Genomic DNA, 13,652 nt, shown 5'->3' with positions numbered 1-13,652 from the left:
CTCCAGTTTCGTACACCAGTCGTCTACCACCCCTACATTCTTCGCCTAAGGATCCTTGGTAAAAAAGCCGCCATTACACGGCTGCCCGGGATCTCTTGATGAATGTTACAAAACACCTCGCGTGTGGCTGTCTCTGGTTGATGGCAAACCTTGGCCAGGCAGAGCCACTGATCAAACCCACTGCCATCGATTGGCTGCTCGACTGCCCCCTCCCCAGCGTCGAACGGCTGGACCCCGAGGTGCTGTCGCGTACCCAGTGCGGCATCGTCACCGTCCCCCTCAACTACGCCGTCCCCCGGCAGGGCAAACAGCGCCTCTACCTGACCCGTGTCGGCGCCCGCGATCCGCTGAACCGCGAGGGCCTGGTATTCGCCCAGGCCGGCGACACGCCACCAAAAGACCACGTAAGTACCTTCGCCATTCACCTCGCCAGCCGCTGGCACCGCTATTCCACGCAAGCCTATCGCACGCTGCTCAACCGCTACGACGTTATCGAACTCGGCCCCCGCGACCTCACTCAGGAGCATGACGTCGAACAGGCCGTACGGGACATGGAGTATGTACGCGCCCAACTGGGCGACGCACAGCTGCATTACCTGGGTGACACCAGCGCCACGCGCCTGGGCAGCCGCTATGCCGCGCGGTTTCCAGATCGCGTCGCACGCATGGTGTTGGTCAACGCCGAACACGACATGGCCGGCACGCTTAAGGTCGAACAGTTGCGCCTCAAGGAACCCGCCAAACCGGACGCCGGTGGTTGTATCAACCGCTGGGTGGGCGACTTCCTGGCCTTCGGCAAAAAGCCACCACCGTCGACACGCTGCCTGGACGCGGATGGCACGCAGTAACGCGTCGTTTACGACCTGTTGCTGCCGAAAACGACACCCTGCGTTGACGCTCTCCCTCAATCGTTATTAAGTGCTATTTATCCGCATTAATACGATAAATCGAACCCATGCTGACTCGCCCGCTACGCCGCAAACGCCAGAAGCTGTCCGACGTGATTGTCGAGTCGGTCAAGCGCTCCATCGTCACCGACGCCTTGAAGCCCGGCGACCGCCTGCCCACCGAGCGTGAGCTGATGGAAAGCTTCCAGTGCTCCAAGGGCTCGGCCCGTGAAGCGCTCAAGGCCCTGGAGGTCGAGGGGCTGGTGAGTACGCGCACCGGCCCCAGCGGCGGCGCCTACCTGAACCAGGCCGGCACTGAACCCGCCAGCCGCGCGCTGCGCAACTACCTGCACTTCCAGCACTTGGATGGGGAGCAGGTGTACCAGTTGCGCAAGGTCATCGAAGTGGAACTGGCGGTGTCGGTGCTCGGGCGCCTGAGTGAAGACGACTACCGGGCATTGCAGGACAACGTGGATTTCTGCAGCGCCCCCGAAGACAGCGAAGCCGGCCAGCGCGAACAGCGCCTGGCGGAACTGGAGTTCCACAACCTGCTGGCCAAGGCCTGCCCCAACCCGTTGCTGAGCTTTATGGCGCAGTTTCTCAATGACCTGCTGCGCGACCTGGTGGTGCTGAAAAAAGCCTACAAGCCCAAGCGCAAGCAGTTCGACGCGGCCAACCTCGACTATCACAAACAGCTGCTGAGCGCCTTTCGCGCCGGCGATGAACACGCCGTACGCAGCCTGATGCATGAACATATGTGCGACGCCGAACACCACATGACGGCACTGGAAGGCCAGGTCAGCCCGCATTTTCTGTTGGAGTTCGACCACAACCACTGAAAACACCAGCCCCCTCCCACAGTTTGACCCGGCTCCAACCAAGCGACCGCTTCACCCCAATAACAGGCCTGCCCACAGGCCCTGCTCCACCGTATCGCCCTTGCTACTCCTGCCAATAATTAAACCAGGGAGTCACCCCATGCAGCGTCGTACGTTATTGAAAGCCAGTCTTACCGCAGCCGCCGCCCTCAGCCTCCCGCTGAGCGTACGGTCCGCATTCGCCGCCGAGCCCTTTACCTTTTACGGCCTCAAGTCCATGTCCGGCGCCTTTGCCAGCTATGGCAAGTTTGCCGACATGGGTTCGCGCCTGGCGGTGGCCCAACATACCGAGCTACTGGGCCGCCCGTTGAACTACAAGGTCATCGACACCGAGGGCAACGCCGGCAAGGCTGTGCGCAAGGTGCAGGAGGCGATCCAGCAGGACGGAGCGCGGTTCTTCCAGGGCTGCACGCTGTCGTCATCGGCATTGGCGGTGGCCAAGGAAGTCGACAAGGTCGGCGGTGTATTCATGACCCCGGTCGGTGCCGATGAAGTCACCGGCAAAGACTGCAACCACGCCACGTTCCGCTGGTCGGTGCCCACCTACGGCGCCATCCGCGAAACCATGGTGCCGCTGATCAAACTGCTGCCGGACGCCAAGCGCTGGTACACCATCACGCCACAATATGTGTTCGGCGAAGCGCTGCTCGAAGGCGCCAAAAACGTGCTCAAGGAACACGGCCTGGAACACGTCGGCAACAGCTACCACTCGCTGCAGGAACAGGAGTTCTCCGGCTACCTGACCAATGCCATTTCCACCAGGCCCGACGTGCTGGTGTTGCTCAACTTTGGCAGCCAGTCGTCCAACACCCTGCGCCAGGCGGTGAACTTCGGCATCAAGGAACGCATGAAAGTGCTGCTGGTGTGGTCCGCCGGCCTCGACCAGTTCCAGGAACTGGGCAGCGACATCCTCGAAGGCGTGTACCTCGGCGCGCAGTACTGGCATCAGGTCGACACCCCGCTCAACCGCGAGCTGGTCAAGCTGACCCAGGCCAAGTACGGCATCAACCCCACCTACCCGCTGGCCGCCGATTACATCAGCACCAAGGTCATGCTCGACACCATCATCGCCACCGGCAGCTTCGACGGGCCGACCGTGGCCAAGGCCATGCAGGGCCTGAGTTTCGAAGGCCCCACCGGCAAGGAGTCGATCCGCGCCGGCGACCACCAGGTGATCAAGGACTACTACCTGCTGGTCGGCAAGGCCGCCGCCGACATGGCCGACAAGGATGACCTGGCCAAGGTGCTCAGTGCCGGCCAGTCATTCCCGCCGGTGGAAGCCACGGGCTGCACGCTCGCCTGATCCGTTAAAACATCACCGGTTGTACACGGCAGGGCCGCCCGCGCGGCCACCTGTTCGAGGGTTTCTGCATGCTTAATCTTTACCTGTTCCAGATACTCAACGGCCTTGGATTGGGGATGATCTACTTCCTGATCGCGGTCGGGCTGACGATTATTTTCGGCCTGCTCAACTTCGTCAATTTCGCCCACGGTGCGTTCTTCCTGCTGGGCGCCTACATCTGCTACACCGCCGTGAGCCTCACCGGCAACTTCTGGCTGGCGCTGTTGATCGCGCCGCTGGTGGTGGCCGCGCTGGCCTGGGTGATCGAGCGCGTGTTGATCCAACGGATCTATCACTTGCCACACATGTTCCAGATCCTGGTCACGCTGGGCATCGCGCTGATCATCCAGGAAGCCAGCGTGATGATCTGGGGCCCGGTGGGCAAAAGCGTCGCCGTGCCGGAACTGCTGCGCGGCGTGCTGGTGGTGGGTGATTTCGTCTACCCCTACTACCGCCTGTTCCTGATTGTGTTTTCCGGGTTGGTCGGCCTGGGTCTGTGGCTGCTGCTGGAACGCACGCGTTTCGGCGCCCTGGTGCGCGCCGGCAGTGAAAGCACCGAGACCGTGTCGCTGCTCGGCACGAATATCTTCCGCCTGTTCTCCATGACCTTCGCCCTCGGCGTTGGCCTGGCCGGCATGGCGGGTGTGCTGTTCGCGCCCTTGCGCGGCGCCCAGCCGTTCGTTGGCCCGGAAATTCTCGGCATCGCCTTCGTGGTGGTGGTGATCGGCGGCATGGGCTCGTTCAGCGGTGCACTGGTCGGCGGTTTGCTGGTGGGCGTGGTGCAAAGCCTGATGACCACACTCTGGCCCCAAGGCGCGAGCCTGATGATCTACGGCGCCATGGCCGCGGTGATTCTGGTGCGTCCTTACGGCCTGTTTGGGAGAGCCTGACATGAGCGAGAAAAATCCCCTGCCGTTTGCCAAAACGCAATCGCGCGCCATGTTGTTGTGGGTCGTGGCGGTGCTGATCGGCCTGCCCTTGCTATTGCCCTCGGCGACCCTGGCCACCGAGATCCTGATCTTTGCCATGGCCGCCCTGGCCTGCAACCTGTTGCTGGGCTACACCGGGCTGCTGTCGTTTGGCCAAGGCATCTTCTTTGGTGCCGGCGCCTACTGCGCGGCGCTGCTGATGATCCATCTGCAATTGGGGTTGTTCACCGCATTGCTCGGTGCCGCCATCGCCGGTGGCTTCCTGGCCTTGCTGGTGGGGGCCCTGGCGATCCGCCGCACCGGCATCTACTTCGTGATGCTCACGTTGGCGTTCAGCCAGATGGCCTACTTCGTCGCCTACACCTTGAGCGACTGGACCGGCGGCGACAACGGCCTGCTCAGCGTGCCGCGCCCGGAGATTCGCCTCGGTGACACCGTGCTGCTGTCCCTGGCCGACGCCCGTGCGTTCTATGGCTTTGTCGCGGTGCTGTTCCTGTTGATCTTCATCGGCGCGCGCCGGGTGATCGCCTCGCCGTTCGGCAGCACGCTGATGGCGATCCGCGAAAACGAAACCCGCGCCTCGGCCATCGGCTACGACACGCGGCACTTCAAGATCCTGGTGTTCGTGCTGTCCGGCGCGGTCACCGGGATTGCCGGGGCGTTGTACGCCATGCTGCTGCACTTTGTGCCGCTGTCGAATATCGACCTGGCGATGTCCGAGAACATCCTGATCATGACCATTGTCGGCGGCACCGGCTCGCTGTTCGGCTCGTTGCTGGGCGCCGGCTCCATCGTGCTGCTGGGAGATTTTCTCTCCGACCTGTGGCCGCGCTGGCTGATGCTGCTGGGGGTGATCCTGATCCTGGTGGTGATCTTCATGCGCGGCGGTTTGTGGGGCGGCCTGGCCGCGTTGTTCGAGCGCGTGCGTGGCAGTCGCAAGGCAGCCGTCGTCGCCAAGGAGGAAGGGCTATGAGCATCCTGCTGGAAACCAAAGACCTGGAACTGGCCTATGGCGCGTTCCGTGCGGTGAACGGCGTCAACCTCAAGGTCGAAGCCGGCACCATCCATACCATCATCGGCCCCAACGGCGCGGGCAAGACCAGCCTGTTCCACTGCCTGACCGGCGAGCGCCAGGCCACGGCCGGCGCGATTCATTTCGACGGCAGGAACCTGATGCGCAAGCCCGCCCACGCACGCGTCGGCCTCGGCATGGCGCGCTCGTTCCAGCTCACCAGCCTGTTCCAGAACCTCAGCGTGCGCGAGAACCTGCGCCTGGCCGCCCAAGGCCGCGACGGTGCGCGCGCGCTGAATTTCTGGCGCCGCGTGGACAGCAAACGCGAGCACCTGGAAATGGCCGACCAGGTGCTTGAGCGCCTGCAACTCAGCGCCCGCGCCGAGACCCTGGCCGGCGAGTTGTCCCACGGCCAGCAACGGGTGCTGGAGGTGGGCATGTCGATCTGCTCCAAGCCCAAACTGCTGATGCTCGACGAGCCCACCTCGGGCATGGGCATCGATGACATCCCGATCATGACCCAGTTGATCAGCGACCTTGGCCGCGACCATACGGTGCTGTTGATCGAACACAACATGAGCATCGTCATGTCCATCAGCCAACGCATCACGGTGATGAGCCACGGGCAGATCCTGGTGGAAGGCACGCCGGAGTTCGTGCGCGCCGATGAACGTGTGCGCAGTGCTTATCTTGGGGAGGCCGCCTGATGCTGATCGTCGAGAATATTCATTCCTACTATGACAAGAGCCACGTGCTCGAAGGCGTGTCGCTGAGCGTCAACCCCGGCGAACTGGTGACGCTGCTCGGGCGCAACGGTGCCGGCAAGACCACCACCCTGCGCAGCATCCTCGGCATCATCTGCCCGCGCCAGGGCCAGATCCACTTCAACGGCCAGGCGCTGGTGGGGCAGAAAATCTTTGAAATCGCACGCCAGGGACTGGCACTGGTGCCGGAAAATCGCGGGATCTTCCGCCTGCTGACCGTCGAGGAAAACCTGCGCATCGCCGTCCGCAAGACCAGCCGCTGGCAGCTCGAAGACGTGTACGGCATGTTCCCGCGCCTCAAGGAGCGGCGCAGGAACGCCGGCCATGCGCTCTCCGGCGGCGAGCAACAGATGCTCGCCATCGCCCGCGCCCTGCTCAACGATCCGAAGCTGCTGATCCTCGACGAACCCACCGAAGGCCTGGCCCCGGTGATCGTCGACGAACTGGTGAAGATCCTGCGCAAGATCAAGGACGACGGCCTGCCGGTGCTGCTGGTGGAACAAAACCTGATGGTCTGCGACAAGCTCGCCGACCGCCATTACGTCCTCGAACAGGGCCGCGTGGTCTACGAGGGCAGCGCCGCCGCCTTCCGCGCCGACCCGACGATCAAGAACCGCTACCTGGCGCTGAGCGCCTGACGGGAGATTGCAGATGAATAGTTTTGCGCAACCGCTCCAGGGCAACGCCCCGCTGATCAACCGCGACCGCCTGTGGCAATCGCTGATGGACCTGGCCCAACTCGGCGCCACGGTCAAAGGCGGCGTGTGCCGCCTGGCCCTCACCGACCTGGACCGCCAGGCCCGTGACCTGTTTGTACAGTGGTGCGAAGCCGCCGGGTGCAGCGTGAGTGTCGACGCCATCGGCAATATTTTCGCGCGCCGCCCTGGGCGCAATCCGGCCCTGCCCCCGGTGATGACCGGCAGCCATATCGACACCCAGCCCACCGGTGGCAAGTTCGATGGTTGTTATGGGGTGATGGCCGGGCTGGAAGTGATCCGCACCCTCAATGACTTGAAGATCGAAACCGAAGCGCCGCTCGAAGTGGTGGTGTGGACCAACGAAGAAGGCTCGCGCTTCCCGCCGTGCATGATGGGCTCCGGGGTATTTGCCGGTAAGTTCGACTTGCAGGACACCCTCGACAAGCAGGACGAGCAAGGCTTGTCGGTGGGCGCCGAATTGCAGCGCATCGGCTATGCCGGTTCCCGCGCGGTGCTGGGCCATCCGGTCGGTGCGTATTTCGAAGCGCATATCGAGCAAGGCCCGGTGCTGGAAGACCAGGCCACCACTATTGGCGTGGTGATGGGTTGCCTCGGCCAGAAGTGGTTCGACCTGACCCTCACCGGCGTCGAAGCCCACGCCGGCCCGACGCCTATGCACCTGCGCAAGGACGCCCTGGTCGGCGCCGCCGAGGTGGTCAGCGCGGTCAACCGTATCGCTCATCAGCAACAACCTCACGCCTGCGGCACCGTCGGCTGCCTGAGCCTGCACCCGGGCTCGCGCAATGTGATTCCCGGCCAGGTACACATGACCATCGACCTGCGCCACCTGCATGCCGACAAGCTGCAAGCCATGGTCGATGAAGTGCGCGGCGTGATCGACGCCACTGCCCTGCGCCACGGCCTGAGTGTCGAGCTGACACCCACCGCCGACTTCCCGCCGCTGGACTTCCACCCGGCCTGCGTCAACGCCGTGCGCGATGCGGCGGCTGCCTTGGGCCTGAGCCATATGGACATCGTCAGCGGCGCCGGGCATGACGCGATTTTCGTCGCCGAGCTGGGCCCGGCGGGGATGATCTTTGTGCCGTGCGAAGGTGGCATCAGCCATAACGAAATCGAAAACGCCGCGCCGGATGACCTGGCGGCCGGTTGCGCAGTGTTACTACGCGCCATGGTCAACGCGGCACAGGGGGACCGAGCATGAGTGAAATGGGCCAATTGACGGCGGTGCAACTGCTGGAGCATTTTCGCAACAAGACCTTGTCGCCGGTGGACGTCACCGAAGATGCGCTGCTGCGCATCGAGCGCTGCAACCCGGCGGTCAACGCCTACTGCCATGTCGACCCCGAGGGTGCGCTGCACGCGGCGCGGGCGTCGGAAGCACGCTGGTTCAAGGGCGCGCCCTGCGGCGCGCTGGACGGCGTACCAGCGTCGATCAAGGACCTCACGCTGACGATCGGCATGCCCACCCGCAAGGGCTCGCGCACCTCATCGGCCGAGGGCCCGTGGGACGTCGACGCGCCCTTCCCGGCCTTTATGCGCAAGGCCGGCGCGGTGCTGCTGGGCAAGACCACCACCCCGGAATTCGGCTGGAAAGGCGTCACCGACAACCCGCTGTACGGCATCACGCGCAACCCGTGGGACACCCGCACCACCGCGGGCGGCTCATCCGGCGGCGCGGGCGCGGCAGCCGCATTGAACCTGGGCGTGCTGCACCAGGGCAGCGATGCCGGCGGCTCGATCCGCATCCCTTGCGCGTTTACCGGCACCTTCGGGATCAAGCCGACGTTCGGCTATGTGCCGCAGTGGCCGGCCAGTTCGATGACCATCCTCTCGCACCTGGGGCCGATGACCCGCACCGTGGAAGACAGCGTGTTGATGTTGCAGGCCGTTGCACAGCCGGATGCGCGGGATGGCTTGATCGGTGCGCCGAGGACCACGCCATGGCTCACGCCGGAGACGGATTTGAAAGGCCTGCGCGTGGCCTACAGCCCAACGTTTGGCTACGTGGATGTCGACCCGCAGGTGGCCAAGGTGGTCGCCCAGGCGGTCGAAGGCCTGGTGCAATTGGGCGCCCATGTCGAGCAGATCGACCCAGGTTTCAGCGACCCGCTGGAGGTGTTCAGCACCTTGTGGGCGGCGGGAGCGGCACGCCTGACCGGGTCCATGAGCGACGCGCAAAAACAACTGCTGGACCCTGGGCTGTTGCGCATTGCCCAGCGTGGCGAGCAGTTGAGCCTGGATGACTTCAACGCGGCCCTGGAAGCACGGGCGGCGCTGGTGGCCCGCATGGCGGCGTTCCATGAGCATTACGACGTGCTGGTCTCGCCGATGATGCCGATCACCGCGTTCGAGGCCGGGCACAACGTCCCGCCCGGTTCAGGCCTGCAGGATTGGACCGAGTGGACGCCGTTCACCTACCCCTTCAACCTCACCCAACAACCGGCGGCGTCGGTGCCGTGCGGGCTGGCCGCGAATGGCTTGCCGGTGGGCTTGCATGTGGTGGGCGCGCGGTTTGCCGATGAGCAGGTGTTGAGGGTGTGCCGGGCGTATGCCAAGGCGTTCCCGACCCAGCATTTGCGGACGCCGATCACCGGAACAGCGTAGATCAGAATGTGGGAGGGGGCTTGCCCTAATGCCAGTCAGTTAAGAGATAGAACGGGCAAACAGTAACCTGTGGCAAGCGGGCTTGCCCCCGATGGCGGTGGACAGCCAGTTTATTTGTAGCTGACCCATCGCAATCGGGGGCAAGCGCCCTCCCACATTTTCTGATCGTATTCCAACGCGCTGCCTCTACAATGTCCCCCATTCATCCCTGGGGGCTTCATGGACATCGAACTGGCACGCACCTTCCTCGAAATCTCCCGCTGCGGCAGCCTGGCCGCCGCCGCCGAGAAACTGCACGTCACCCAGACCGCCATCACCGCACGCGTTAAAAACCTCGAAAGCCAACTGGGCAGTACGCTGTTCGTGCGCAACCGCGCCGGCGCGCGCCTGACCGCCGACGGCGAGGCGTTTGTGGTGTATGCCAATCAGTTGCTGCAAACCTGGGAAGCCGCGCGGCGTGACCTGCCGTTGCCGGATGGCTATCGCAATGTGCTGCATATCGGCGGTGAAGTCAGCCTGTGCAACCCGCTGATGCTCGGTTGGGCCCGGGCCTTGCGCGAACAGATTCCCGGGCATGCGCTGCGTACCGAAGTGCGTGAAGGTGAATACCTGCTGCGGCAACTGGAACTCGGCGTACTCGATGCGGCGCTGGTGTTCCAGCCGCAGTACTGGCCGGGGTTGCAGGTGGAGCAGGTGCTCGAAGAAAAGCTGATCCTGGTGCAGTTGGTGAGTAAGCCGGACCCGTACGTCTACATCGATTGGGGCCCGGGTTTTCGCCAGCAGCACGACGCCGCCCTGCCCGACAGGGCCCGCGCTGCGCTGAGTTTCAACCTCGGGCCGTTGGCGTTGCAGTACATCCTCGAGAATGGCGGCGCCGGGTATTTCCGCACGCGGGTGGTACAGAGCTACCTGGACAGCGGCGTGATGCAGCGCGTGCCCAAGGCCCCTGAGTTCAGCTTCCCGACGTTCCTGGTGTACTCGCGGGCGCGGGATTCGGCGGTGTTGCAGCAGGCGCTGGGGCTGCTGCGTGAAGTGGTCAAGGCCGAGAGTGACTGGTCGCAACGCTGGGACCCGTTGATCTGAATCGCTTGAGCGGTGCAGCGCGCAAAACTCGCAGATTCCCGTGTACCAACTAAGCTCAGTCTCCAACAAAAAAAACTGAGCAGCCCGCCATGGTCCACCCCACCGAGACGTTTCGCCGCCGCTACCGCGCCGAGGTCAGCCCGCATTACAAGCCCTGGCTGCACGCTGCCTTTGTGCTCGGCTATGGCGTGTCCTGCATCGCCCTGGCGTGGTCCTCCACCCACCGGATTACGCCGATCGAGTGGCTGACCGTGCCGCTGACCCTGGTGTTCTTCAACCTCTGTATCTACCTGGTGCACCGTCACCTCGGCCATCACAAGCACGCCCTGGCGCGCTTGTTCTATGCACGCCACACCGGCGATCACCACAGCTTCTTCACCCCAGGCCACATGACCTACGACAGCCCACGGGACTGGCGCGTCATTCTCTTCCCGGCGTGGTTGATCGTGCTGCACAGCGTGGTCATCACCCTCCCCGCCTGGTGGTTGCTCCAGCACCTGAACACCAATGTCGCCGGGCTGTTCGCCGGGTGCATGATCCTCGGCTACCTGCTCTACGAAGTGTTCCACGCCTGCGAGCACTTACCCGCCGACCACAGGGTGGCGCGCCTGCCGTGGATTCGCCAGATGCACCAACTGCATGCCCTGCATCACCACCGCGAACTGATGCAGGGGCGCAATTTCAATATCGTCCTCCCGCTGATGGATTACCTGTTCGGCACCCTGCACTGGGAACCGAACCCCAACGACCACCAGGAGTCGTCATGAGTATCCGCCGAAAAAAAATCCGTCACCTGCTGTTTGTACTGCTGCTGGCGGTGATCGCTTTCCTGCTGCTGATGCCGACCAAAGTGCAACCGGTGAACTGGGCCCCGCCCAGGGCGCCATCGACGAAGGAAGGGGCCTATGCCGACAACCAACGCCTCAAGGCCGTGCAGAAAATCGGTGCCCAGGACATTGCCGGGCCCGAGGCGTTGCTGCTGGATGCCCAGGGTTTTCTGATCAGCGGGCTGCATGACGGGCGCATCGTCCGCACGTCGCCCGACAGCCCCACCCTGGAAGTGCTGGCCAACACCGGTGGGCGACCACTGGGCTTGGCGCTGCACCCGGACGGGCGCCTGATCATTGCCGATGGGGTCAAGGGCTTGCTCGCGCTGGACTCCCAGCGCCAGCTCACCACCCTGAGCACCAGCGCCAACGGCGTGCCATTTGGCTTTACCGATGACGTGACAGTGGATGCCAGCGGGCACTATGCGTACTTCAGCGATGCTTCAAGCCGCTGGGGCTATGGCCAGGATGGCGAGGCGGTGATCGAGCATGGCGGCGATGGACGCCTGCTGCGCTATGACTTCAGCAACGGCACCACCGAGGTATTGCTGGACCAACTGCAATTCGCCAACGGCGTGGCCCTCGGCCCGGATGAGCACTACGTGCTGGTCAATGAAACCGGCGCGTATCGCATCAGCCGTTACTGGCTCAAGGGCGAGCGCGCGGGCCAGCACGACCTGTTTATCGACAACCTGCCCGGCCTGCCGGACAACCTCAGTTTCAACGGCAGGGACCGTTTCTGGGTGGCGCTGTATTCACCGCGCAACCCATTGCTCGACAGCTTTGCCGGCTACCCGCTGTTGCGCAAAGTAATGGTGCGCGCACTGATGGTGGTGCCCAAGCCCATCGAGCGCAAAGCCTTCGTGCTGGGGCTGGATACCGAGGGCAAGGTCATCGCCAATTTGCAGGATGGCAGCGCGGGCAACTACTCGCCGATCACCACCGCGCGGGAGTATGGCGACTGGTTGTACCTGGGCTCTTTGAAGAATACGAGCATGGCGCGGTTGCCATTGAAGCTGGCGTTGGCGCAGTAAAGCAAAAAGGGCATACAGGCGTCGGCCTGTATGCCCTCGGTACGACGGGTTAACCGCGTTTAGCTCTTGGTGCTGCTCAGCAAGGTCTGCTTGCACAGATGGCCGAAGCTGACGAACTCGGTGTTATCGCCACCGACACCAATGCCTGGGTACTCCAACACTTCCATGCGCCACACGCCGTAGTTGAAGTCGGTACGCCAGGTGTTGTTGTAGCCCTGGGCGTAATCGACAAAGGTGGTCTGGAAATCACCGAAGCAAGTGCCCACATTGATCGTGCCAGACGCTTGCCCCGAGCTGTCGGTCGGCGCCGAATACGCCTTGTAGACGATGTCGCCGTTGGCCGGGTCAATCCGCTGGTCGAGATAGACGATCGGGTGCAGGCCCACCAGTGGTGCACCGGTGCTGTCCGACAGGCCCATGGTCCAGGTCAGGTCGCGATAAGCTTGCGTTGTCATGTAGCCATAGCCCACGTCGGAAGCCGAATACGGGATGCGCAACACGCTCGCCTCGCCCTTCACATCCGGGCTGTTCACCCGAGGGTTGGAACCAAACGACAGGTTGTACTTGCCGGTCGCGCTCCACGGCTCATTCGGGTGCTGGTTCGGCCGCACACGTACCTTGACCACGCCGCCGACACCCGGGCTCGGGATCGATGTCGACAGGACGTTGGCACCCGCGGTGACCCACTGGGCGCCATCGAAACGCTCAAGAATCCACTTGTTACGCGTGCTGCCACTGGCTGCATCGGCCGTCAGCGCAATACCCACACTCTGGCCACGGACAGCGGTGAAATCGAAGTAATCGACGTCATCCAGGCTGTCGGCATTGCCGTTGATGTAGTTGAGGGTATCCGGCAGTTGGAAGGCTGTGTCGGGGGTGTCATTGGGTTCAAAGGCGTCGAGGTTGGTATCGACCGCAACACCGAACTGAAAGCTCGAACCCTGAACCGCCGCGTTGGCTTCCATGAACCAGTAGTAATCGCCGGCTGGCACCACGCCGCCAAGGCTTTCATCGCCAGTGCCGGGGTTATTGGAGGTGCCCAGCGGCAGCGGATTGCCCTGGCCGTCATCCTGGAACAGCGACAACGACATGTCGGTGCCTGCCGTTTGGTTGACCAACAAGACGTTGATCCGCGCTTTCTGCGGCAGGTTGAAGTGGTAGCACAGCAGGTCGCCGGTTTGCACACCATCGATCGTGTAGAGCGAGTTGACGTCCAGCGTCTGTTCACACCCCTGGACCAGCGCAGCCTGCACGGCGGGCGCCGACTGGGCCGTGGCTTTTTGTACCTTGGTCACCCTGGCCGGCGCGGTGTTGTCTTCCACGACCGAATCGGCTTTCGCCTTGGCGGCAAACAGCGGTTTCTTCAGTTGGGCACCCGCTTGCAGCTGCTGCTTGAGGGCAGCCGTCGCCTTGTTGGCCTTGATCTTCGCAGCGTTTTTCAACCCTTGCTTGACCGCGGGAGGCGCCGCTTGCGCAGCCAGGTGAGGGTATTGCTCAGCGAGGGCAAAGGCCGAGACAAAGCAGGTGGCCGCCATGGCCGCGCCCAGCATAAAGGCTTTTTTCGATTTCATTT

Annotated in this window: 13 protein-coding genes; 12 read left to right on the top strand and 1 reads right to left on the bottom strand. The window is 63.4% G+C overall.

Annotated features, from left to right (window positions below):
• The first annotated feature begins 98 nt into the window (after nt 1-98).
• The 12 genes from FIV39_RS29790 (at nt 99) to FIV39_RS29735 (ending at nt 12,079) form a co-directional block, all read left to right on the top strand.
• Nucleotides 99-848: an alpha/beta fold hydrolase gene (locus tag FIV39_RS29790; RefSeq protein ID WP_090406082.1), complete on the top strand. Its 750-nt coding sequence runs from the start codon at nt 99-101 to the stop codon at nt 846-848.
• A 107-nt stretch (nt 849-955) separates the two neighbouring features.
• Nucleotides 956-1,726, top strand: coding sequence for a FadR/GntR family transcriptional regulator (locus FIV39_RS29785; protein WP_090406085.1), 771 nt, complete (start codon nt 956-958; stop codon nt 1,724-1,726).
• A gap of 139 nt (nt 1,727-1,865) precedes the next feature.
• Nucleotides 1,866-3,068, top strand: a complete 1,203-nt coding sequence (locus tag FIV39_RS29780; RefSeq protein ID WP_090406088.1) for an ABC transporter substrate-binding protein — start codon at nt 1,866-1,868, stop codon at nt 3,066-3,068.
• Between the two features lie 68 nt (nt 3,069-3,136).
• Nucleotides 3,137-3,997, top strand: coding sequence for a branched-chain amino acid ABC transporter permease (locus FIV39_RS29775; protein WP_090406091.1), 861 nt, complete (start codon nt 3,137-3,139; stop codon nt 3,995-3,997).
• Nucleotide 3,998: 1 nt separating this feature from the next.
• Nucleotides 3,999-5,009: a branched-chain amino acid ABC transporter permease gene (locus FIV39_RS29770; RefSeq protein ID WP_090406094.1), complete on the top strand. Its 1,011-nt coding sequence runs from the start codon at nt 3,999-4,001 to the stop codon at nt 5,007-5,009.
• Nucleotides 5,006-5,755, top strand: a complete 750-nt coding sequence (locus FIV39_RS29765; RefSeq protein ID WP_090406097.1) for an ABC transporter ATP-binding protein — start codon at nt 5,006-5,008, stop codon at nt 5,753-5,755. Before FIV39_RS29770 ends, FIV39_RS29765 begins: the two co-directional genes overlap by 4 nt.
• The gene (locus tag FIV39_RS29760; protein WP_090406100.1) at nt 5,755-6,450 is read left to right on the top strand and encodes an ABC transporter ATP-binding protein; all 696 of its coding nucleotides are present in this window, start codon (nt 5,755-5,757) and stop codon (nt 6,448-6,450) included. Before FIV39_RS29765 ends, FIV39_RS29760 begins: the two co-directional genes overlap by 1 nt.
• Before the next feature lie 13 nt (nt 6,451-6,463).
• Entirely contained in the window at nt 6,464-7,732 is a 1,269-nt protein-coding gene (locus FIV39_RS29755) for a Zn-dependent hydrolase (RefSeq protein ID WP_090406103.1), read from the top strand.
• Nucleotides 7,729-9,135: an amidase gene (locus FIV39_RS29750; RefSeq protein WP_090406106.1), complete on the top strand. Its 1,407-nt coding sequence runs from the start codon at nt 7,729-7,731 to the stop codon at nt 9,133-9,135. Before FIV39_RS29755 ends, FIV39_RS29750 begins: the two co-directional genes overlap by 4 nt.
• Before the next feature lie 219 nt (nt 9,136-9,354).
• Nucleotides 9,355-10,218 (top strand): LysR family transcriptional regulator, encoded by an 864-nt coding sequence (locus tag FIV39_RS29745; protein WP_090406109.1) that lies wholly within the window; start codon nt 9,355-9,357, stop codon nt 10,216-10,218.
• Between the two features lie 89 nt (nt 10,219-10,307).
• Nucleotides 10,308-10,985, top strand: a complete 678-nt coding sequence (locus FIV39_RS29740; RefSeq protein ID WP_090406114.1) for a sterol desaturase family protein — start codon at nt 10,308-10,310, stop codon at nt 10,983-10,985.
• Entirely contained in the window at nt 10,982-12,079 is a 1,098-nt protein-coding gene (locus FIV39_RS29735; protein WP_090406117.1) for an SMP-30/gluconolactonase/LRE family protein, read from the top strand. The genes FIV39_RS29740 and FIV39_RS29735 overlap by 4 nt, the downstream gene beginning before the upstream one ends.
• Nucleotides 12,080-12,138: 59 nt before the next feature.
• Here the strand turns inward: FIV39_RS29735 and FIV39_RS29730 are convergent, their stop codons facing one another.
• Complete coding sequence (locus FIV39_RS29730; RefSeq protein WP_090406120.1) at nt 12,139-13,650, bottom strand: hypothetical protein; 1,512 nt, start codon at nt 13,648-13,650, stop codon at nt 12,139-12,141.
• Between the last annotated feature and the right edge of the window lie 2 nt (nt 13,651-13,652).

This window comes from Pseudomonas grimontii (genome assembly GCF_007858185.1).
Taxonomy (GTDB): domain Bacteria; phylum Pseudomonadota; class Gammaproteobacteria; order Pseudomonadales; family Pseudomonadaceae; genus Aquipseudomonas; species Aquipseudomonas grimontii.
Note: the sequence above shows the minus strand (reverse complement) of the source record. Positions and strands in the feature narration are given on the sequence as shown.

Excerpts from the sequence above, each read along its gene's own strand:
- FIV39_RS29775 (WP_090406091.1), top strand. The coding sequence starts at position 3,137 with ATGCTTAATCTTTACCTGTTCCAGATACTCAACGGCCTTGGATTGGGG.
- FIV39_RS29750 (WP_090406106.1), top strand. The coding sequence starts at position 7,729 with ATGAGTGAAATGGGCCAATTGACGGCGGTGCAACTGCTGGAGCATTTT.
- FIV39_RS29735 (WP_090406117.1), top strand. The coding sequence starts at position 10,982 with ATGAGTATCCGCCGAAAAAAAATCCGTCACCTGCTGTTTGTACTGCTG.
- FIV39_RS29760 (WP_090406100.1), top strand. The coding sequence starts at position 5,755 with ATGCTGATCGTCGAGAATATTCATTCCTACTATGACAAGAGCCACGTG.
- FIV39_RS29730 (WP_090406120.1), bottom strand. The coding sequence starts at position 13,650 with ATGAAATCGAAAAAAGCCTTTATGCTGGGCGCGGCCATGGCGGCCACC.
- FIV39_RS29790 (WP_090406082.1), top strand. The coding sequence starts at position 99 with ATGAATGTTACAAAACACCTCGCGTGTGGCTGTCTCTGGTTGATGGCA.
- FIV39_RS29765 (WP_090406097.1), top strand. The coding sequence starts at position 5,006 with ATGAGCATCCTGCTGGAAACCAAAGACCTGGAACTGGCCTATGGCGCG.
- FIV39_RS29740 (WP_090406114.1), top strand. The coding sequence starts at position 10,308 with ATGGTCCACCCCACCGAGACGTTTCGCCGCCGCTACCGCGCCGAGGTC.
- FIV39_RS29745 (WP_090406109.1), top strand. The coding sequence starts at position 9,355 with ATGGACATCGAACTGGCACGCACCTTCCTCGAAATCTCCCGCTGCGGC.
- FIV39_RS29785 (WP_090406085.1), top strand. The coding sequence starts at position 956 with ATGCTGACTCGCCCGCTACGCCGCAAACGCCAGAAGCTGTCCGACGTG.
- FIV39_RS29780 (WP_090406088.1), top strand. The coding sequence starts at position 1,866 with ATGCAGCGTCGTACGTTATTGAAAGCCAGTCTTACCGCAGCCGCCGCC.
- FIV39_RS29770 (WP_090406094.1), top strand. The coding sequence starts at position 3,999 with ATGAGCGAGAAAAATCCCCTGCCGTTTGCCAAAACGCAATCGCGCGCC.
- FIV39_RS29755 (WP_090406103.1), top strand. The coding sequence starts at position 6,464 with ATGAATAGTTTTGCGCAACCGCTCCAGGGCAACGCCCCGCTGATCAAC.